This window comes from Telluribacter sp. (assembly GCF_035998675.1).
In the GTDB taxonomy this organism is placed as follows: Bacteria; Bacteroidota; Bacteroidia; order Cytophagales; family Spirosomataceae; genus Telluribacter.
In genome coordinates this window covers 94268-114832 of the sequence record NZ_DASYHI010000016.1, presented here as the reverse complement: position 1 = coordinate 114832, position 20565 = coordinate 94268, and the positions used below count along the sequence as shown (strand labels likewise).

General features: G+C 51.7%; 19 protein-coding genes. 12 read left to right on the top strand and 7 right to left on the bottom strand.

Translation table 11 applies throughout. The annotated features are described in order from the left end of the window. Window positions 1-27: 27 nt before the first annotated feature. The 3 genes from VGN67_RS10215 to VGN67_RS10205 all read right to left on the bottom strand — a co-directional run bounded on the left by VGN67_RS10215 (window position 28) and on the right by VGN67_RS10205 (window position 3866). Complete coding sequence (locus VGN67_RS10215) at window positions 28-1263, bottom strand: DUF4249 domain-containing protein (protein WP_327486716.1); 1236 nt, start codon at window positions 1261-1263, stop codon at window positions 28-30. A gap of 73 nt (window positions 1264-1336) precedes the next feature. Next, complete coding sequence (locus VGN67_RS10210) at window positions 1337-2551, bottom strand: DUF4249 domain-containing protein (RefSeq protein WP_327486715.1); 1215 nt, start codon at window positions 2549-2551, stop codon at window positions 1337-1339. Between the two features lie 61 nt (window positions 2552-2612). Next, window positions 2613-3866: a DUF4249 domain-containing protein gene (locus VGN67_RS10205; protein WP_327486714.1), complete on the bottom strand. Its 1254-nt coding sequence runs from the start codon at window positions 3864-3866 to the stop codon at window positions 2613-2615. A 112-nt stretch (window positions 3867-3978) separates the two neighbouring features. On the opposite strand from VGN67_RS10205, the gene VGN67_RS10200 reads away from it, so the two are divergent. The 3 genes from VGN67_RS10200 (at window position 3979) to VGN67_RS10190 (ending at window position 8482) form a co-directional block, all read left to right on the top strand. Beyond that, complete coding sequence (locus tag VGN67_RS10200) at window positions 3979-6390, top strand: TonB-dependent receptor (RefSeq protein ID WP_327486713.1); 2412 nt, start codon at window positions 3979-3981, stop codon at window positions 6388-6390. Beyond that, window positions 6391-7710, top strand: a complete 1320-nt coding sequence (locus tag VGN67_RS10195) for a DUF4249 domain-containing protein (RefSeq protein ID WP_327486712.1) — start codon at window positions 6391-6393, stop codon at window positions 7708-7710. Window positions 7711-7795: 85 nt separating this feature from the next. Further along, the gene (locus tag VGN67_RS10190) at window positions 7796-8482 is read left to right on the top strand and encodes a metal-dependent hydrolase (RefSeq protein WP_327486711.1); all 687 of its coding nucleotides are present in this window, start codon (window positions 7796-7798) and stop codon (window positions 8480-8482) included. 53 nt (window positions 8483-8535) lie between these two features. On the opposite strand, the gene VGN67_RS10185 is transcribed toward VGN67_RS10190, so the two are convergent. Next, the gene (locus tag VGN67_RS10185) at window positions 8536-9231 is read right to left on the bottom strand and encodes a sulfite oxidase-like oxidoreductase (protein WP_327486710.1); all 696 of its coding nucleotides are present in this window, start codon (window positions 9229-9231) and stop codon (window positions 8536-8538) included. Between the two features lie 33 nt (window positions 9232-9264). Next, entirely contained in the window at window positions 9265-10386 is a 1122-nt protein-coding gene (locus VGN67_RS10180; RefSeq protein ID WP_327486709.1) for an ABC transporter substrate-binding protein, read from the bottom strand. Between the two features lie 116 nt (window positions 10387-10502). On the opposite strand from VGN67_RS10180, the gene VGN67_RS10175 reads away from it, so the two are divergent. Then, window positions 10503-11744, top strand: coding sequence for a pitrilysin family protein (locus VGN67_RS10175; RefSeq protein WP_327486708.1), 1242 nt, complete (start codon window positions 10503-10505; stop codon window positions 11742-11744). A gap of 43 nt (window positions 11745-11787) precedes the next feature. Here VGN67_RS10175 and VGN67_RS10170 read toward each other — a convergent pair whose 3' ends face one another. Continuing rightward, on the bottom strand, window positions 11788-12159 hold the full coding sequence (locus VGN67_RS10170) for a hypothetical protein (RefSeq protein WP_327486707.1): 372 nt from the start codon (window positions 12157-12159) through the stop codon (window positions 11788-11790). Window positions 12160-12435: 276 nt separating this feature from the next. Here VGN67_RS10170 and ispF point away from each other — a divergent pair, with 276 nt between their 5' ends. From ispF to VGN67_RS10155, 3 genes are read left to right on the top strand one after another with little or no spacing between them, the layout of a single operon-like run. Continuing rightward, complete coding sequence (ispF, locus tag VGN67_RS10165) at window positions 12436-12921, top strand: 2-C-methyl-D-erythritol 2,4-cyclodiphosphate synthase (RefSeq protein WP_327486706.1); 486 nt, start codon at window positions 12436-12438, stop codon at window positions 12919-12921. Window positions 12922-12961: 40 nt separating this feature from the next. Beyond that, a complete protein-coding gene (locus tag VGN67_RS10160) occupies window positions 12962-14092 on the top strand; it encodes an amidohydrolase family protein (protein ID WP_327486705.1) in 1131 nt (376 codons plus the stop codon). 57 nt (window positions 14093-14149) lie between these two features. Then, complete coding sequence (locus VGN67_RS10155) at window positions 14150-15253, top strand: dipeptide epimerase (RefSeq protein WP_327486704.1); 1104 nt, start codon at window positions 14150-14152, stop codon at window positions 15251-15253. 10 nt (window positions 15254-15263) lie between these two features. Here the strand turns inward: VGN67_RS10155 and VGN67_RS10150 are convergent, their stop codons facing one another. After that, the gene (locus tag VGN67_RS10150; protein WP_327486703.1) at window positions 15264-17045 is read right to left on the bottom strand and encodes an ABC transporter ATP-binding protein; all 1782 of its coding nucleotides are present in this window, start codon (window positions 17043-17045) and stop codon (window positions 15264-15266) included. Window positions 17046-17369: 324 nt separating this feature from the next. Between VGN67_RS10150 and nusB the strand changes: the two genes are divergently transcribed. From nusB to VGN67_RS10125, 5 genes are all read left to right on the top strand, one after another. After that, the gene (nusB, locus tag VGN67_RS10145) at window positions 17370-18599 is read left to right on the top strand and encodes a transcription antitermination factor NusB (RefSeq protein ID WP_327486702.1); all 1230 of its coding nucleotides are present in this window, start codon (window positions 17370-17372) and stop codon (window positions 18597-18599) included. Between the two features lie 61 nt (window positions 18600-18660). Continuing rightward, window positions 18661-18963 carry a YtxH domain-containing protein gene (locus VGN67_RS10140; RefSeq protein WP_327486701.1) on the top strand — a complete coding sequence of 101 codons (303 nt, stop codon included), beginning with the start codon at window positions 18661-18663 and terminating at the stop codon, window positions 18961-18963. Between the two features lie 14 nt (window positions 18964-18977). After that, complete coding sequence (locus VGN67_RS10135; RefSeq protein WP_327486700.1) at window positions 18978-19421, top strand: DUF1573 domain-containing protein; 444 nt, start codon at window positions 18978-18980, stop codon at window positions 19419-19421. Window positions 19422-19469: 48 nt separating this feature from the next. After that, window positions 19470-19796 (top strand): preprotein translocase subunit YajC, encoded by a 327-nt coding sequence (gene yajC, locus VGN67_RS10130; RefSeq protein ID WP_327486699.1) that lies wholly within the window; start codon window positions 19470-19472, stop codon window positions 19794-19796. Window positions 19797-19864: 68 nt separating this feature from the next. Continuing rightward, window positions 19865-20560 carry a hypothetical protein gene (locus VGN67_RS10125; RefSeq protein ID WP_327486698.1) on the top strand — a complete coding sequence of 232 codons (696 nt, stop codon included), beginning with the start codon at window positions 19865-19867 and terminating at the stop codon, window positions 20558-20560. Window positions 20561-20565: the final 5 nt, after the last annotated feature.

Below are 20565 nucleotides of genomic sequence, written 5' to 3'. Positions count from 1 at the left end.
GGTGGATAAATTGGAGGTAAAACCATTTCACTCCCGCCACCCCTGCGGCATATAGGAGGTTTGCTTCTCACTATCTAAACAGATTGCCGTATAAGGACGAGGTCGAATAGGATCATATAGGTATACTATTGGCTGTACTGGGGGGGCAGGTTCCGGGCTAGGTTCTCGTCCTTTCATAGCCACAAACAATCCAGGTGGAGCGCCTTGGGTATCCTTACGGTCGAGCCAGTACCGGACTGTAGTGACAGCTGATGCTGTAAAAAAGCCCACTACCAATTCGCGACTATTGGATACATTCTTCACGTTACCAATGGAAGCCGTTGGAGGAGGGTCCGCCACTCCACCGCTGTTCTGAGTTTGATCTTCCAGATCCTTGTAGAAGCGATAAGCCGAGGGGGTAAGACTTGATTGCCGTAACTCAACCAGGCATCCACCATGTTGGAAAAAGGGAATCCGGGCTACCTTTCGATTTAGAATAGGACCCCCATCGGTATAGCCATCGGCAAAAAGATTTAGCTCTACACTGGAAAAGATAGCCCAACATTTGGTACGGCACTTATAATCATAAACCCAGTCGGGCATTAACCCACCAGAAAAATAGGTTGAGGGTGGATAAAAACAATCTTCAAACAGATCATTTCCAAGTTCAAAATACATATAGCCAAAAGGAGAATATGTGGGAATGACATTATTAATAGAATATATACCCTGGTAGCAGGTCCGGCACCATTCCTGCTTTTCCCAGAGCTTCCAGTCCCACTTGTAGTAGTTGGGCTGCCCCTCCGGGTCCTGCGTATCTATGTAGAAGTCATGCGCTGCCCGGTATCCGTCTATCAGGGGAGGGGAGAGACTGGTCGGGTTGAATTCCACCCGTACCTTCCCAATCAGAGGTACATCCGGCATAATCTGCTGGGTAGACTCGTAGGTACTACCGTCGCTGAGGGTAAAGCGCAGCTGGTAGGCGTGGCCGGTCTTTCCCCGGAAATCAGCGGGAAGGTAGTAGACGCCATCGTATGTTTCGTGAGCTTCAATAACCTGAGCCGAGTCGACAAGTACCTGTACTTTGGCTTTAGTCAGGGCCATAAAGCCGGGCCTGCCGTTGATGGGGTCGCTTTTGGAGCGGTTGAGCCGGATGACCTGCTGCTCGGGCAGATTATTGATGGTACCATCTACAATGACAACATCAATATTCCCCGGCAGTTGCGGGTCAAAGCTGTCTACGCAGCCCGAGAGCAGCAGCAGATATAAGATGCTTAGTAGCATTAGAACTTTACTTGCCAGGAACTGCATTGATCTCTTTATTTTATCTGGTGGATAAGTGGTATGTAAAACTATTTCACTCGCGCCAGCCTTGTGGCATTTTTGGAGTCCGGGTATCGCTCTCCACGCAGACGGCTAATGGCAGTGGTCGAGAGGTCAAAGTAGGTTTTGGTTTACCGTCATTTGGATCTGTCGCTAAGCCTTCAGACGAAGGCAGCAACCCATTCAGAGCCAGGAAGAGTCCAGGTGTACGCCCCGTGTTCTGCTGACGGTCGAGCCAGTAGCGTACCGAGGCAACCGCCGAGACAGAAAAGTACCCCACTACCATCTCCCTGGGGTTGGCAATATTCTGTATGTTCCCAACCAGAGCGGTGGGCGGAGCATCGGCTAAACCTCCCGGATTCTGGCTTTGTTGCTGTTGAAGCCGGTAAAATGCGTAGGCTTTGGGAGTAAGCGAAGACTGCCGCAGCTCCACCAGACAGCCGTAGGGCTGGTAGTAGGGGATTTGCGCCACCAGGCGTCGGCGTATTGAGCCGCCATTGCTGAGCTGGTCATCGAACAGGTTCAACTCCCAATTATGAAGTATCTCCCAGCAAGCGGTCCGGCAAGGGTAGTCATTAATAAAAAAGCCTTTAAAGATATATTCATTAGAGGGGACGCAATCTTCCAGTTTGGTAGTATCAAACTGATTATTGATAAAGTAAAACCCCTGGATGCAGGTGTGGCACCACTGCTGCCTTTCCCAGAGTTGCCAGTCCCATTTATAGTAGTTTTGCTGGCTTTCCGGGTCCTGAAAATCCACATAGAAGTCATTGGCTGCTGTGTAGTATCCTGCCAGCCGTTGCTTGCCGGAAAGGCTGCTGGGGTTAAACTCCTGGTAGAGGCGGTCCACCTCAGGGACGGCCTGCATTACCTCTGGCAGTGACTGGTACTTAGCCCCATCACTCAACGTAAAGCGTAGTTGGTAGCTATGGCCCACTTCTCCTCTAAAACCTTCGGGAGCCTGGTAGCGGCCAGGAGTGGTTTCCCGAAAAGAGACCACCTGCGAGGAATCTACAACTACCTCCACGGTTGCTTCTGTTAGGGGAAAGCTGCCAAAGCGTCCGGTGAGGGGATCGGATTGGGAGCGGTTGAGACGAAGTACCTGTGGTTCGTTTAAATTAGTCAGGTCGCCGTCCACGACCACCACGTTGATGTCCTGCGACAGGTTTTGCTCAATGGGCTCCACGCAGCCAGTTAGCAGCAGGACTAGGTAAAGAATTAGGAGGGCGCTCCTGGTAGCAGTGTGCATAGTTCAGTTCCTTGTATGAGAAATACTTACAAAGTATAAAGGGTCTACTCTATCTCCAACCTTACTCCCGCCACCCCTGAGGCATATAGGAGGTTTGCTTCTCGCTATCTAAGCAGATAGCCGTGTAGGGGCGGGAAGAGTTTGTATGATTATCTTTTATTTCAACATGGGTATAATTAGGGGGTGGTAGCTCGGGATTAGGATCACGACCCACCATCGCCAAAAATAAACCAGGGGGCGCGCCACGGGTGTCTTTCCGGTCAAGCCAGTACCGGACCGTAGCGACACCCGCAGCCGTAAAGTACCCAACTACTAACTCGCGACGGTTAGCAACGTTCTGCACATTACCTATCGAAGCAGTGGGGGGCGGGTCAACCACGCTACCGCTGTTCTGGGTTTGCACTTCCAGATCCTTGAAGAAGCGGTAAGCCGAGGGCGTAAGGCTTGACTGCCGGAGTTCAACCAGGGAGCCTCCATGTTGGTAGAAGGGAATCTGAGCGACTCTTCGGTTAGAAATAGGCCCTCCGTCGGTATAGCTATCGGCAAAGAGATTTAGCTCTGCACTAAAAAAAATAGCCCAGCACTTGGTCCGGCATTTATAATCATAAACCCAGTAGGGCTGGCTTCGCGAATTGACAAGTGGAGGTGGATAGAAACAGTTTTCGAATAGATCAGGTCCAGTTTCAAAATACGCATTTCCATAAAAATCATATTTAATGACTACGGTATTGATAGAATAAGCACCTTTCTCACACGAGCGGCACCATTCCTGTTTTTCCCACAGTTTCCAGTCCCACTTGTAGTAGTTAGTCTGCCCCTCCGGGTCCTGCGTGTCCAGGTAGAAGTCATGTGCGGCTGTGTAGCCATCCAGCAGGATAGGGGAAAGGCTGCTAGGGTTAAACTCGGCTCTTACCTTGCCGATGGGAGGTACATCCGGCATGACCTGCTGGGTGGACTCGTAGGTACTTCCATCGCTGAGGGTAAAGCGCAGCTGGTAGGCGTGGCCGGTCTGTCCCCGGAAATCAGCGGGAAGGTAGTAGACACCATCGTATGTTTCGTGGGCTTCAATGACCTGAGCCGAGTCTACAACTACCTGTACTTTGGCTTTGGTCAGGGCCATAAAGCCGGGCCTGCCATTGATGGGGTCGCTTTTGGAGCGGTTGAGCCGGATGACCTGCTGCTCAGGCAGGTTATTGATGGTACCATCAACAATGACAATATCAATATTCCCCGGCAGTTGAGGATCGTAGCTGTCTACGCAGCCGGAAAGGAGACATAAAACCAGCAATACTGGTGGAATAGCCTTAGAAAGCATAGTGGAAGGAAGTCGGTGTGAACCAATTGAAGGTAAAAAGGTAGGAGTTTTTAGTAGTAAATAAAAATTTAATTATATTTCTTCACTTTTTCACTCTACTACTCTCTTTCCCATGCCCCACCACCCTATGACCCGACTGTACCTGCTGCTTTCCTTTACCTTTCTGCTCACTTTTCCGGCCCTGGCCCAGCTGAGCGTTACCCTGTCGGGGACGGTGAGCGACTCGGCCACGGGGCGGCCCCTGGTACGGGCGGCCATTGTGATTGACTACGAAAAAACCACCACCGGTACCTACACCGACAACGACGGCAACTACTCCATCAAGGTACCCGCCGGGCAGCGTATCCTGGTGGTGCGCTACGTGGGCTACGTACCCTTCCGCACTACCCTGCGCCTGAACCGTGACACCCGCTACGATGTGCGGCTGCCGAGCGTATCGAGCCAGCTGGAGGAAGTCATCGTTACCTCCAAAGGCTACGACCGCAACATCCGCCAGCCGCTGCTGGGCGTGAGCCAGATCAACATCGCCACCCTTAAACGCATGCCCGCCGCCCTGGGTGAGGTGGATATTCTGCGCAGCCTGCAGATGCTGCCGGGGGTGACCAGCGTGGGCGAAGCTGCCAACGGCCTCAACATCCGGGGCGGTACCACCGACCAGAACTTGATTCTGCTGGACGATACCCCCATCTTTAACCCTACCCACATGTTCGGCCTTTTCTCGGTGTTTCCGCCCGATGCCGTCAGTGGTCTGGACCTCTACAAAGGCAACGTACCCGCCCGCTACGGCGGAAGGGCCGCCTCGGTACTGGACATCAGCCTGAAGAACCCGGACCTGGAACAAACCCGCTTCACCGGGGGCATCAGCCTGGTGGCCAACCGGCTGACGCTGGAAACGCCGCTGGTAAAGGGCAAGCTGGGACTTATGGTCAGCGGCAGGGGAGCCTTCAATGACTTTCTGCTGCGGCTGGTTTCGCCCCGGCTCGATAATATCCGGGCCAAGTTCGGCGACGGTACCACCAAGCTTTTCTGGCGGGTCAACGACCGCAACACGGTTACGGCCATGGGTTACCTGAGCTACGACCTGTTCCAGACCAACCTGCTGGGCAGCCTGGCCAACGTCAACTCGGTAGCTACCAAGTACAAGCACCAGACCGCCAACGGCATGGTGCGCTGGTTTCATGCCTTTTCGCCCCGGCTGAACCTACAGACCACGGCCCTGGTCGCCCGGTACGTACCCAGCATCCTGTCCATCGAAGACAGTACCAATAATATCGTGGAGCTGCGGCAGTCGCTGCTGCAGCGGCAGGTGAAGAGCAACCTCAACTACCAGCTCGACAACCAGAAGATTGAACTGGGCCTGAGCAGTACCCACTACGAGCTTAACCCGGGCGAGCTGCTGCCCAACCAGAGCCCGGCGGTTCAGTACCGCCGGACGCCGCCGGAGCGGGGCCTGGAGCTGGCCATTCACCTGGAAGACGAAATAAGTCTGTCGGAGCAGCTGGCCGTGTCGGCGGGGCTGCGTTACTCACACTTTCAGAACCTGGGTCCCTCGGTGGTACGGCGCTACAGTACCGGAGAAGTAGTAGACGTAACCACCGTGGTAGACTCGGTGCGCTACGGAGCCGGGAAGGTCACGGCGCAGTACGGGGGCTTTGAGCCGCGGCTGGGGCTGCGCTACGCCCTGAGTGAAAACGCCTCAGTGAAGGCGGGCTACAACCTGATGCGGCAGTACCTGCAGGTGGTCTCCAACACCACCACGCCCCTGCCTACCTCCCGCTGGAAAACTTCCGACGCGCACATCAAGCCGCAGGTCAGTCAGCTGTGGTCGGCGGGCTACTTCCAGAATTCTAAAAGTAACATCTTTGAGCTGTCGGCGGAAGTCTACTACCGCAGCACCGACCAGGTACTTGACTACAAACCGGGCGCTAACTTCCTGCTGGAATCCTACCCCGAAACCAGCCTGCTGGCCGGGCGCAGCCGGGCCTACGGACTGGAAGTGATGCTGACGCGTAAGAAAGGGGAGCTGACGGGCTGGGTTAACTACACCTTTGCCCGCACGCTGAACCAGGTAGTGGCCGGCGCCGACTTCCGGCAGCAAATCAACGGCGGTGACTGGTATAGGGCCAACTACGACCGGCCGCACAGCTTCAACGCCAGCCTGAACATCAACCAGGGCCGCCACCACAGCTTTTCGTTCAACATCGCCTACAGTACCGGGCGTCCCTACACGGCCCCGGAAGGTTTTATCCGCTACCAGGACCGCACCTACCCCTTTTACAACCAGCGCAACATGCACCGGCTGCCCGACTACCACCGGCTTGACTTCGCCTGGAACATCTATAACCCGGGCCTGAAAAATCGGCGCTGGCAGGGCCACTGGACGTTTACGGTCTATAACCTCTACGGCCGCAAAAACGCCTACTCGATCTACTACCGCACCGAAGGGCAGGCATCCAACCCCTACCGGCTGGCTATTTTTGCCGCGCCCATTCCCAGTCTGACTTATAATGTTAAGTTTGAGTAGATGAACAGGCTCCGGTTAAACCTAAAAGAAAGGGCATGGCTGGTAGTGATAGCACTATGCCTGGCGCTGTCGGGCTGTGTGGATGCTTTTGACCCCCAGATAAAAGCTACGGTGGATGTACTGGTGGTCGATGGTATGATTACCAACCTGCCCGAGCCGCAGATTATCCGGATTAACCGCTCCAAGGCTGATCCGGTTACCAGTCTTTTTGGTACCTCGCCCATTACCGATGCTACCGTGGAGGTGATCGTAGATTCAGCGCAGGTAGTTCTGGCCTCCGAAACAGTAGCAGGAAGTTACCGGCTCCCCAGCGACTTCCGGGGGCAGACGGGGCGGGCCTATCAATTGAGGATAAGGCTCAAAGATGGTACTACCTACCTGTCATCCCAGCAGGTGATGCCAGCGGTATCGCCCATCGACAGGGTGCAGGTGGAGTTTAACCCGCGGGTACCACGCTTGAATCATACCTCCACTATGGGTGCCCACGAGTTTTTTCTGGACACGCAGGACCCCGAAAGTCAGCATAACTACTATAAATGGGACTGGACGCTCTACGAAAGAAAGGAATGGTGCAAAAGCTGTCCGAAAGGCATCTATGCGGTAAACAATATCCTTCCCAATCAATACTTTCACCGGATGTTCATCTCGGGCAATGAACTGTTTGAAGATTGTTTTACACCTCCCCCTTTTCCCAATGGTAGTGGTGAGCCACCCCTCGTTCCTACCTGGTACTGGGAGTACGACTACCGGTGTAGAACCCGTTGCTGGGAAATTATTCAGAACTACAATCTGAATCTTTTCAACGACGCCCTGAGTAACGGAGGACTCATTCAGCGGCGTAAGGTAGGCGTAGTTCCCTACTACCAGCGGGCACCGGCCCTGGTGGTCATCCGGCAGTCGGGCATAACACCGGAGGCCCATGAATTTTTTACCCTGGTCGAAACCCAGACCCAGAATTCGGGCGGACTGGCGGACACGCCACCTACGGCACCCATCGGGAATATCCGAAATGCGGCCAATCCGAAGGAAATAGTAGTAGGTTTTTTCTCCGCTTCTACGGTTACGGAGCTACGCTACTGGCTCGACCGGAAGGATGCTACCGGTTTTCCCCTGGGCGCTTATGATGAAAATGGTGAGCTTTTGAATCAGGACGAAGTGCTGTTTTATGCGCTCATCGGCCGTCGTCCTACTCCCGAACCACCCCCACCCTCTACACCCTATATCCGTATCTGGGGTGGGCCACCCAGGGTACCTACGGCCATCTGTGAAGACAGTAATACCCGTACGCCGTTCAAGCCCGATGGCTGGCGCGATGAGTAGGAAGAGGGCTTTCTCAAACCTTCACTTCCCTGTTTGGTTAAAACACTGTACATTTTTCAACCCATCATTAAACCAAACCTTCATCATGAAAATTACCTATTTCGGACATTCCTGCTTTGGCATTGAGACCTCTCATGTCCGTTTGCTGTTTGACCCGTTCATTACCCCCAACCAACTGGCAGCCAATATTAAGGTAGATGAAATAGTGGCGGATTATATTTTTATTACCCACGGCCACGAAGACCACATTGCGGATGCCGTACATATTGCTAAACGCACCGGAGCTACGGTGGTAGCCAATTACGAAATCATACAATGGCTGAGCAAGCAGGGAGTTGAGAAAACACATCCGATGAATACCGGCGGTAAATGGACGTTTGATTTTGGAATGGTACAAATGGTACCTGCCTTCCATTCGAGTAGTCTGCCCGATGGTACCTACGGCGGAAACCCGATTGGGTACGTAATGCAACTGGCCGGCTATACCTTTTACTTCGCCGGTGACACCGCCTTATATTCAGATATGCGGCTCATTGGTGAACAGTATAATCTGGATTTTGCCTTCCTGCCCATTGGCAGCAACTTCACCATGGATATCCACGACGCGCTCCGGGCCACCCAGTTAATTGACACCAATAAGATATTCGGAATGCACTACGATACCTTTCCCTATATCAAAATAGACAAGGAAGGCGCGGTAAGTCTGGCCGAGAAAGAAGGAATTAAGCTGCATCTGTTACCCGTAGGGGGCTTTCACCAGATGCAACAGTAGGAAAAGTAGAAGTTGAATAAAAGCGAAGTAGGGAAAATGGTCCTGCTTCGCTTTTATTCGTCATAGCGGTCGTTTCGCCAGGGGTAGGCGGTGTCAGAGTACCCCCGCTCCTCCCAGAAACCAGCTTTATTTTCGGATAAAAACTGGATTCGCTTAATCCATTTGGCCCCTTTCCAGGCGTATAACTGCGGAGTAATAACCCGTACCGGGCCACCGTGCTCTCTGGAAAGTACTTCACCGTCAACCGTGTGAACCAGCAGTACATCGGGCTTCAGGGCTTCTTCCAGGGCAATGTTGGTCGTGTAGGTATCGTAGCCGTAGCACATGATGTGCGTGGCGGTGTCTTTGGGAAGTACCAGTGCCGCCAGGTCCATGAGTTTGACGCCAACCCACTGCATATCAAACCGTGACCAGGTAGTAACGCAGTGAAAATCGCTGGTATCCTCGGTCTGGGGCAGCGCCATGAAGTCATCCCATTTGAGTACCACCGGATGCTCCACTTCCCCGTTGATGGTCAGCCGCCAGCGGTCCAGCGAAACCGAGGGTTGGTACCCCAGGTCCAGCACCGGCCACTTTTTGGACTCATACTGCCCCACCGGTAGTTTGGGCATACCATGCCGGTTGGCGGGGCCGGTACCCTGGGGCTGGTTGTCGGCTACGGAGGGAGTCGCTTTCATTTTCTCCTCAAACCGGGTTTTCAACTTCATCCGGGCATCTATTATCCGGTCTATTTTATCTTTTTCTTCCATGAGTTTCCGGGTCAGGATGAAGTAGTTGAGTGCTTATTTCAGATACGCCTTTGCTTCTCTGATTTGGGATTTGTACTGGGCTACCTCAAGGCATTTTTTATAATACGATTTAGCCTGGGCTTTGTTTCCGGCCCGGTCGGCTATGCGGGCCAAACCGGCGAAGGCCATGGCGTGGTACTCGCGGGTAAACTGTTCGTCGTAGGGAGTACGCAGGGCTGCCAGGTACTCGCGCTGGGCCTGGGCGTCATCTTTTTCTTTTTTCTCTTCCAGAATTCCCTGAAAGGTATGCCAGGCAATGGGATAAAAGCCACTGCTGTAGCGCTTCAGGTAGTTGACATCGTCGGTCGCCTCAGCGTACCGGCCCGCCAACAGCAGGGCTTCGGTGTGCAGTATTTTGTAAACCGGATTCTGCGGGTACCAACTGTTCAGTTTACTGCTGTAGGCCAGCGCCCGCTCGGGCTGCGATTCGTGCTCGAGGTAGATATGCGCCAGGTAGTAGCAGGCCTCGGCCCGGGTAATGACACCTACCCGCGTGGCAGTATCTACCTGCTTGAGGCCCAGCGGTTTGTTGCCATTCTTAAAAAACACCATGATCGGCTTCACAATGGGGTGGTCGTTGGGGTACACCTCTACGTAGTAGTTATACATGCCGGTGGTGAAGTAAAACTCCGGATTCCTGTCGGTTAGCTTCATACCATTCATCATGGCGCTGTAGGCGCTCTGGGCTTCGGTAGCCGCTTTTATCAGCTCTTTCTGGTAGTTGAACATGAGGGCCCGGTACCCGTGGGCCGCCATCGTAAAAAACACCGCCTCCGGATTGGTACTTTCTTTTCCGTATTGCTTTTCCACGGCCACCAGGCACTGGTTCAGGGTATTCTGGTACTCCTGGGCTTTGGCTTTGTTGGTCTGGATGGGCAGGTACTGCCAGTACATCTGAAAAGCCTTTAGCATGTAGCCGACGGGGTGGTTGGGGTACCTGGCTTTTACCTGCTGGCCCACTCGGGTGGCTTCCTCAAACTCGTAATTGTAAATATGGTCAATGCCCTGCTGAATAAGCCTGATACCGGCCGGATCAGTAAGGAGCTGGGCCTGGGTAGGGGAGGTACTAAAAAAAAATGTAAGCAGGAATATGAAAGGGTAAAGGGTTTTCTTCATGGCTTGGGTGACTCTAAAACTGAAATTTGGCTGATTACCGCCGGAACATTAGCTTTGTCCATAACGTTAAAAAACAGGTCCTCGTTTCGCGGACCCTTTATTTCCTACCAGCCTGCATGATCAGATACGAGAATTTTGTTTTGGATAATGGCCTGCGCGTCTATGTACACGAGGACCCAACTACCCCGATGGCCGCGGTAAATATATTGTACAATGTGGGCTCCCGTGATGAGGACGAAAAACGGACCGGCTTTGCGCATCTGTTTGAGCACCTGATGTTTGGCGGCTCGCAGCACATCCCCAGCTACGACGAGCCGGTGCAGAAAGTAGGAGGGGAGAACAACGCCTTTACTTCTCCCGACATTACCAACTACTACATTACCCTGCCGGCCGATAACCTCGAAACGGCTCTGTGGCTGGAGTCTGACCGGATGCTGCGTCTTTCGTTTGACCCCAAGGTACTGGAAGTACAGCGGAAGGTTGTGATTGAAGAATTCAAGCAAAGGTACCTCAACCAGCCCTACGGCGATATCTGGCTGAAACTGCGTCCGCTGGCCTACAAGGTACATCCCTACCGCTGGGCTACCATCGGAAAAGATATATCGCACATTGAAGAGGCCGTAATGGACGATGTCCAGGATTTCTTTTTTCGCTTTTACCGACCCAATAACGCCATTCTGGTCGTAGCCGGGGCCGTAAAGACCCAACAGGTGAAACAGCTGGTGGAGAAATGGTTTGGTCCTATTCCGGCCGGAGAGCCTTACATACGTCAACTACCCAAAGAACCCGCCCAGCAGGAAGCCCGCCTGCTGGAAACTTCCGCGCAGGTACCGCTCAATGGCCTCATTAAAGCCTGGCACATGCCGGGGCGCTACGAGGAAGGTTTTTTCGCGGCTGACTTGTTGAGCGATATTTTGGGAAGGGGCAAATCGTCGCGTCTGTACCGTCACCTGCTCAAAGAAAAACCGCTTTTTAATAGTGTCTCCGCCAGTATTACCTCCTCCCTGGACCCCGGTCTGCTGTTGGTACGTGGCTTTCTGAATCCCGGCGTAACGCTGGAAGAAGCCGATGCGGCGGTGAATGAACTGCTGGCTGACTTCATAGAAAACGGGGCAACGGGGGAAGAAGTGACCAAGGTAAAGAACCAGGCGGAAGCTACGCTGGCCTTCTCGGAAGTAGAACTCCTGAACCGGACCATGAACCTGGCTTTTGCGGCCAATGCCGGCAATGCCGAATGGGTAAACGAGGATGCTGAGAAAATAAGAGCGGTGGATGCCGAAGCCATCCATCAGGCTGCTCGTACTATACTTCGTCCCGAAAACTGCTCAACCCTTTACTACCGGGCCGAGGCCAACTAATCAGCCTTTGCTCCGCACCAAAACCGTCGGTGCGGAGCAGGCTCTATTGGGTCAAAATGTCTTCCACGCCCCGATCCGCGATACTGCATCCGCAGTGACCTTTGTCGTCGGGTACTTTTATGAGCAGCAATCCAAAGTTATCAGACTCGCAGGTACCCCCCGACTGCAAATTGGCCACGTCTTCGCAGGTAAACTTCAGGTGCCTGATGGTATTGTCCTTATCTCTGGCTAAAACCTGAATCGCCGCGTTCAGCTTATAGCGGTTTTTAAGCTGTTTGTTGATTTTATTAATCACTTTGTTGGTAGCCGTCTTTTGCACTTTTATTTCTTTATCAAAAACGGCGGGAGAGCTGGCCCCGGAAACAAGGAAGACAAGCAGGCAAAGAGCCAGGGACATACTACCGAATTTTTTCATGGTATATATATTCATGGTATATATAGTGGTTATGTTCAGAGTATGAAACTTAGTCCAGGAAAGAAAGTTGTATTATACTGCTAAATAGTAGCAGAATACAGTTGGATTCCCTGTGTTAGTACCTGGGTGCAGGGGTATCTTTCTCCAATCTGGCTTCCGGTAGTTGTCTTTTCAGATCTATCTTCCCAATTTGCAGCAGCGATCTCAAGTCTTGTGAGTTCACCGAATCACCATTTTTTTAGTCATTTTCGTTTTTATCAGCATATAAAGCAAACTATGTTTCCTTTTCGCATTGGGCAAGGCTACGATGTACATCAACTGGAAGCCGGTCGGCCTTTTTGGCTGGGCGGACTACTGATACCGCATACCCACGGAGCCAGGGGGCATTCGGATGCCGATGTGGTATGTCATGTACTGTGCGATGCCCTGCTGGGAGCGGCTAATATGCGCAACATAGGGTACCATTTCTCCGACAAAGACCCGCAGTGGAAGGGAGTAGACAGTAAACTGTTGCTGGCCAGGGTACTTGAAATGGTCCGTGAAAAAGGATTTGAAGTAGGTAATGTTGACGTAACGGTAGTGTTGCAACTACCGAAGCTGAACCCGCACATACCGGCTATGAAGACATGCCTGGCCGGGGTCATGGGTATAGACGAAGAACTAATTTCCATAAAAGCCACTACCTCCGAGCACCTCGGCTTTGTTGGCCGGGAAGAGGGAATTGCCGCCCACTGCGTGGCGCTGATTTACCGGCAGGCGTAAACTATTCTAAAAATAACCGTAACCTTTCCTTTACATTATTATGAAGAAAATTGTGTTTTTAGCACTTACCCTGGGAGTTGTGCAGGGGGCGCTGGCCCAGGGCTCTACCAACCCCGAACAACCCCTGGGCTTTGAAGAGTATGATCCCGTTTCGACCCTAAAAGTAGAAGACCACGTGCCGAAGCGGGCGAAGTTTCCTTTCATTGACGTACATAACCACCAGTACCGCATGGCCGAACAGGACCTGAAGTACCTGGTAGCCCAGATGGATAGTATGAATATGGGGATAATGGTGAATCTCAGCGGCCGGGGCTGGTACCAGGAGTGGAATGAAGGTACGGCCCACCTGAACGGGGCGCTGAGCAACGTCATAAAAAATGGGCCGAAACGCATAGCCGTGTTTACTAACCTACAGTTCAAAGGATTTGGTGAATCCAGCTGGACGGCCAATGCGGTGAAGCAGCTGGAAGAGGACGTGAAAATGGGCGCGAAGGGATTGAAAATCTATAAGAGCCTGGGCTTTAGTGGGATCAAAGACGATAAGGGTAACCGGGTAGCAGTTAACGACCCTCGTCTGGACCCCGTCTGGGCTAAGTGTGGGGAATTGGGTATTCCGGTATTGATCCATACCGCCGATGTACCTTCCTTCTGGGACCCGCTCGACCGGTATAACGAGCGCTGGCTGGAGCTGAAAACCCACCCCAACCGCAAGCGCGGCGCCAAGGATCCGGCCCCTTTTGAAGACCTGATCGGCGAGCAGCACGACGTATTCCGTAAGCACCCCAAGACTACCTTTGTCAACGCCCACATGGGCTGGTATGCCAACGACCTCCGCAAGCTCGATAGCCTGATGCAGGTTTTCCCGAACATGTACGTAGAGATTGGGGCCGTTATAGCCGAGTTGGGACGCCAGCCCCGTAGTGGCAAAAAGTTCTTTGATAAATGGCAGGACCGGGTTCTTTTTGGTAAAGACAGCTGGGTGCCAGCCGAGTACGTAACCTATTTCCGGGTACTCGAAACCGAGGATGAGTACTTTCCCTACCACAAGAAGTACCACGCCTTCTGGCGCATGTACGGTCTGGGGCTGTCGGATGAAGTACTTAAAAAGCTGTACTATAAAAATGCCCTGAAAATTATACCCGGCCTGGACAAATCCCTTTTTCCTAATTAACCAGGTTGTAGCGACGCAAAATTTTGCGTCGCTACTTCTCTTCCACTCTTCCACTCCATGACCATCACCCGCGTTGAAATTTACAAGCTCAATATTCCCCTGAAGGCCCCCGTTACCATTGCCATTGGTACCATCGAGGAAGCCCGGAATATTCTGGTGAAAATCCATACGGATAAAGGTACTTACGGGGTAGGAGAGGGCTCGCCTTTTTGGATGATAGTGGGTGAAACGCAGGAAACCTGTTTTGCTGCGGCTCAGGACTTCGCCCGGCTGCTCATTGGACAGAACGCTTCGGATATAGAAGGCTGCCTGGCTACCCTCGACAGGTACCTGACTCAAAACTATACCTGCAAAAGTGCGTTTGATATGGCCCTGTATGACCTGGCCGCCAAACAGGCCGGTATGCCACTGTATCAGTACCTGGGAGGGGAGAAGCGTACCATTACGACCGACGAGACTATTTACATCAACACACCCGAAGCCATGGCGGCCGATGCCGTTCAAATCAAAGAACGGGGAGCGGAGGCGATAAAGGTGAAGCTGGGTACCCATGCCAGTGACGACATCAGCCGAATCAGGGCTATTCGTGACGCCATCGGACAGGAACTGCCCATTAGGGTGGATGCCAACCAGGGTTGGGACTACGTGTCGGCGGTAAAGGTACTTAAGGCCCTGGCTGAGCTGAATGTAGAGTACTGTGAGCAGCCGGTAAAGCACTGGAACTACGACGATATGGCCCGGGTACGGCAGCATTCGCCCATCCCAATCTGCGCCGATGAATCACTTTTTACCCATACCGACGCCTTCAGACTGGCCCAGATGGGGGCCGTGGATTACTTCAACATCAAGTTGTCAAAAAGTGGCGGGATTAATAATGCTTTGAAAATAAACGCCATCGCCGAAGCAGCGGGCATTCCGTGTATGATTGGTTGCATGTCCGAAAGCCGACTGGCGATAACGGCCAACGCACACCTGGCCTCGGCCCGTACCAACATCCGGTTCTACGACCTTGATTCCCCTTTTGAACACGCGGAAGACCCCGTTGTGGGTGGCGCAATATACCATAATCATTACCGGCTTGAGTTGCCCGATGCGCCCGGCCACGGAGCCGACCTGGACGAGGAGTACCTGAGCCGGATGGAGCGGGTAGAAGTACAGTAGGGACCTATACCTATACCTCCTCGGTCTGCAGCTGCTTTTCGTACAGCTCGCGGTAAGCACCGTTCTTTTCCATAAGCTCGTTGTGCGTACCCTGCTCCACTATTTTTCCGTCGTCCAGCACGATGATTCTATCCGCCAGCTTGGCCGACGAAACCCGGTGCGAAATAATCAGGGACGTACGGTGGTCCATGATTCGCTTTAAATTATTCAGAATGATATTTTCGGTATTGGTATCCACGGCCGAGAGGCAGTCGTCCAGAATAAGTATCTTGGGATCACGCGCAATGGCCCTTGCAATGGAAAGTCGTTGTTTTTGTCCGCCCGAGAGGGTAATACCGCGTTCGCCGAGGCGGGTATCAAACCCTTTGGGAAAATCAACGATATTCTGGTACAAATCCGCGTCTTTCACCGCCTGTTCTACTTTCTCAATGGGTAGTTCCTTAGCCCCGAAACGCACATTGTTGGCAATAGAGTCGGAGAAAAGGAAAACATCCTGCGGGACGTACCCCATCTGCTGGCGAAGGTACTGCACATCATAATCCTTGATGGGGTGACCATCCACCAGGAGTTGTCCTTCGGTAGGGTCAAACAGGCGGGTTACCAGGGTAGCGAGGGTACTTTTGCCGGAGCCGGTAGTACCCAGTATGGCTACGGTTTCGCCGGCGGCCACGTCCAGATTGAAATCATTCAACGCCCGAATACCCGAATCAGGGTAGATAAAACCAACGTGCTGGAAGGAAATAGCGCCCTGAATGGGAGTATGCAGGTTTTTCTCCGAAACCAAATGGTTTTTTACTTCCATAAACTCATTGATACGGGCTTGCGAAGCGGCCGCGCGCTGTATCTGGCTGGTGGTCCAGCCCAGTGCCATCACCGGCCAGGTAAGCATGTTTACATACAGAATAAACTCCGTAATGTTGCCGGGAGTCAGGTTTCCGTTAATAATTTCCTGTCCGCCTACGTACACCACCAGTACGTTACTTAGCCCCACCAGAAGCAGAATTAGGGGGAAGAACAGGGAGTCAACCTTGTTAAGAGCCAGGGATTTATCTTTAAAAACTTCCGCTTCCTGTTTAAAGTTGGTAAAAGAAGTCCGTTCCTGCACAAAGGCCTTGATGACCCGAATCCCCGAAAAAGCCTCCTGAACGTAGGTAGAAAGATTGGACAACTGCCGCTGAATTTCTTCCGAACGGCGCATAATGATACTATTGACAATATAGATACTGACCGACAACAGCGGCAGTGGTAACAGGACATAGAGCGTCAGGGTAGTACTTACCGAAAGCATATAAGTAATAACCAGTACAAAAAGCACTATCAGGTTAATACCGTACATCAGCGAGGGACCTACGTACATCCGCACCTTACTGACATCCTCGGAGATACGCGCCATGAGGTCACCGGTGTTGTGCCGGCGATAAAAACTCATCGGAAGCGACTGGTAGTGCTCGTAAATATCATTTTTGAGATCGTACTCTACGTGCCGCGACATAACAATAATAGTCTGTCGCACCAGGAAAAGAAATATACCTTTTAATAGCGCCATCAGGAGAATCAGCAGGCCGTACAGCAGAATAGTATGCCGGAATACATCGTAAATCTGATTCTGGACAGTGGAACCGTCAAAGAGGTAGTAGATATCAAGCGTTTCGCGGACCAGGTCAAGCGCATACCGGACCAGCTGCGCCGGTATAATGCCAAACAAATTGGAAATAACCGTAAATAGAATACCCAGGATCAGGTACCACTTGTATTTTACAAAGTACTTATTGAGGTACGCGAGTGCTTTCACGAAAAATTATTTTTTGATGATCCTGAAAATCCCGGCCGGTCCTTCCGTAGAAATTTTAACACAGATAAATCCTAAATCGTTGCAAAATAAAGGCCCTGAAAAGGGGGTATTTTTCCTTTTGTGAACAAAAAAATCTAATTTTGCCCAGGATTAAAATTATCAATACTGATTCGGGAAACGGATAGTTAAGGTAACTAATCCGGTGTTGCCGATGTTTTGTTCACAGTAAAGGTACATGTGAAGGGAGGAATTGTGAACTACTTTATTAAAATCATATCCGTTCTTTGCTTTACTGCTACATTCAATTACCAATAGTCCGCTTAGATGCTGAATAGAAGATTATTAAGAACTAAGGCTATACAAGCCCTGTACGCCAGCCAGTTAGCGGCTGAGGCAAACCGTTTGGTAGCCATTGATGATATTGCCGAGGTGTATGCGCCCGACCTGAATTCCATGGAACCCCAAAACCGGGAAAAACTGGAAGGGCTTAAGCAACTGGCCGTGATGACTTTCGATGAAATCGTGAAAAACGGCAAACCCAACGAAGACGAAGACATTCCCTACGACGTAATTCAGACGGCCCGCAAGGTGTACAACGGGTACGAAAAGAAAATTGACCCCAAGCGGGAAAAAGTATCGGGTATTTATCCTTTCTTTAACGGCTATAAAAGGCAGACCGAACTGGACCGGCAGAAAATGGTCAATCGGGTGCTGGAGGAAACCATATCAATCTACGACGAGTTTCTGATGGTCATGCTGCTCCTGGTCGAACTGGGCCATCAGGCTAAACTGGAGCGGGAGCGCGAGTACTTTGACCCGGAGGCCTCTTTCCCCCGGGAGTCGGGTTTGGATACCAATTCGGTGATTCAGAAATTGCAAAACCACGAGCCGTTTCAGCAGGAGGTAATCCGGCGCGGGCTGGGCTGGGCCAACGACATGGCCACCGTACGGAAAACGTACCGCGAAGCGCTCCGCAAAGACGAAGACTATACCGAATACTGCCGGAAAACTACCCATACGGCCGAGGACAACCAGGTAATGGCCCAGCATATCCTTCGGAAGATTATTCTGAAGCACGAAATACCGCTGGAGTTCTTTGAACAACGGGACCTGTACTGGGTCGATCACAATGAACTTATCCGTAGCTTAGCCGTCAAGACCCTGAAGTCGGTCGAGAAAAACGGTGAACTGCAACTGGCCTCCCTGACGGATGATTGGGACGAAGATCGTTTCTTTGTGGAGGAGCTTTTTAAAAGGGTAATTGAGAATGATGAGCAGTATGAAAACTATCTGAACGAACAACTCAAAAACTGGGACCTGGATCGGATAGCCCTGGTGGACATGATTATCATGAAAACGGCCCTGGCCGAGTTAATTTATTTTACAGGGATACCCATAAAGGTTACGATAAACGAGTACATTGAGATCGCCAAACGGTATAGTACCCCCAAAAGCGGTAAATTTGTGAACGGGGTACTTGATGTGCTGGCCGAAAAGCTAAAAGCCCAGGGGGTTATACGGAAGAGCGGACGGGGATTGATTGATAACAAATAGGGGAGTACCTTAGCAGTATCGTGTATTAACCAATTGCTAAATAACCGAAATTTATAAAGCCATGAGTTCAACAAGCCGTACATTACTGGCCTTTCTGACCGGCTGCGCAACGGGCGCCGTGTTGGGTGTACTATATGCTCCGGACAAGGGAGAAGTAATCCGTGACCGACTTTCTTACCGGCTCTCCAAGTACCGCGAGGAACTGGAACAACTGGTAGCTGACCTCATTGAAGGAAAAAACCTGCCCGATAGTCTGGCCAAAGCCGAAGGCGAACGGGTAGTAAGCGATGCCCGCGAAAAGGCAGAGCGACTCCTGGAAGACGTAGATCGCCTGATGGCGCAGATAAAAAGTCAAAATCACTGATTTTAAATCCGGATATGAAGAAGATTCTGATTGCTGTTTTTGTCCTGGGCCTGGGAGGTACCCTGGTTTCCTGCGGAGAAAAAGATTCCCAAAGCAGTGCCAACGAATTTCGGGACAAAATGCCCGTTTTGGCCCTACAGGATAGCGCTTCCTTTGATTTTGGAACTATCAAAGAGGGTGATATAGTGGAAAAGAAATTCCGGTTTCGGAACGAAGGTGAGTTTCCGCTGATCATCAACAACGTAACGGCCTCCTGCGGATGTACCATTCCGGAGTGGCCCCGCGAACCCATTGCGCCCAACGAAGAAGCCAGCATCCTGGTTCGTTTTAACACCAAAGGCAAACCAGGCCCGCAGGTTAAAACCGTAACGGTGTATGCCAATACCGAACCGGCGCTGTCGGAACTACGCCTGCAGGGAATAGTGCAGGGGGGTGAAGCCACGGCAGCAGCCCAATAAGTACCCAATTTTAATCTATTTAGTCAATACAGTAGACCCAATAATCTTATGCAATTTTCTCTTCTGGCTCAGGCACAACCCGGCGGCTCACAGGCCATGATTTATCAGGTAATAATGTGGGTAGGTATAATAGGGGTGTTTTACTTCTTCATGATTCGTCCACAGCAGAAAAAGCAAAAAGACCAGAAACAGCTCATTGAGAACCTGAAAAAAGGTGATAATGTAGTGACAATCGGGGGCCTTCACGGTAAAATTTATAGTGTGGATGAAACAACCGTAACCCTTGACCTGGACAAAGGCGTAAAAATAACCTTTGAGAAATCTTCCATTGCACGCACGGTTGCTACCGCTTCGCGGACGGCGACTTCCGCCTGATCCCCGGTTAACGGTCCATTCTGAATTACCCGCTAACGGCCACTGCCGGTAGCATAGCTGACTATATTTTGAAAACGTCTCCCTCCCGTTCCGGCAAGTTGAAAACCGTCGTCGTTTGCCTCTTGGCGGCTACATTTTTCTGGTTGATGAATGCCCTCAACAAGGACAATTATTCTCTGCGCCTGAGTTATCCCATCCAGTTTGTTTACAACGATTCCGCTTTTATTCCGGTACAACCTTTACCCAGTACGGTTTCGGTCAATGTGTCGGGTGACGGCTGGAACCTGCTCCGGAAGTCGTGGTTTAACTTTAACGCCCGGCCCGTAGAGTACCGGGTAAATAACCCGCTGACGGCCAACTTTATTAATCCTACTTCTCTCACCGACCAGATAACCGAGAACTTCCCCAACATGCGGGTTAACTACGTGGTGGCGGATACGTTTGAGATTGGATTTGAACGAAAAGCCAGTCGTACCATAGCGGTGCGGGTAGACAGCGCCGCCATCAGCCTGAACGATGGCTACGTTATTTCCAGCTTTATTAATTCGACTCCCTCCCAAATTACCGTCACTGGTCCTGCTTCAATTCTGGAAGAGTACCCCGACACAGTTGTGCTGCAGGTACCGGCCCGCCGGATACAGAACAACTACGACGAAACACTCCCGATACCGGTTCCGGCTCACCCGCTGGTACAGGTAAGTGTCCAAACCGCCCTTGTCAGTTTTGAGGTAGCACAGTTACTGCGACCACTGCCTACGCAATAAAACGT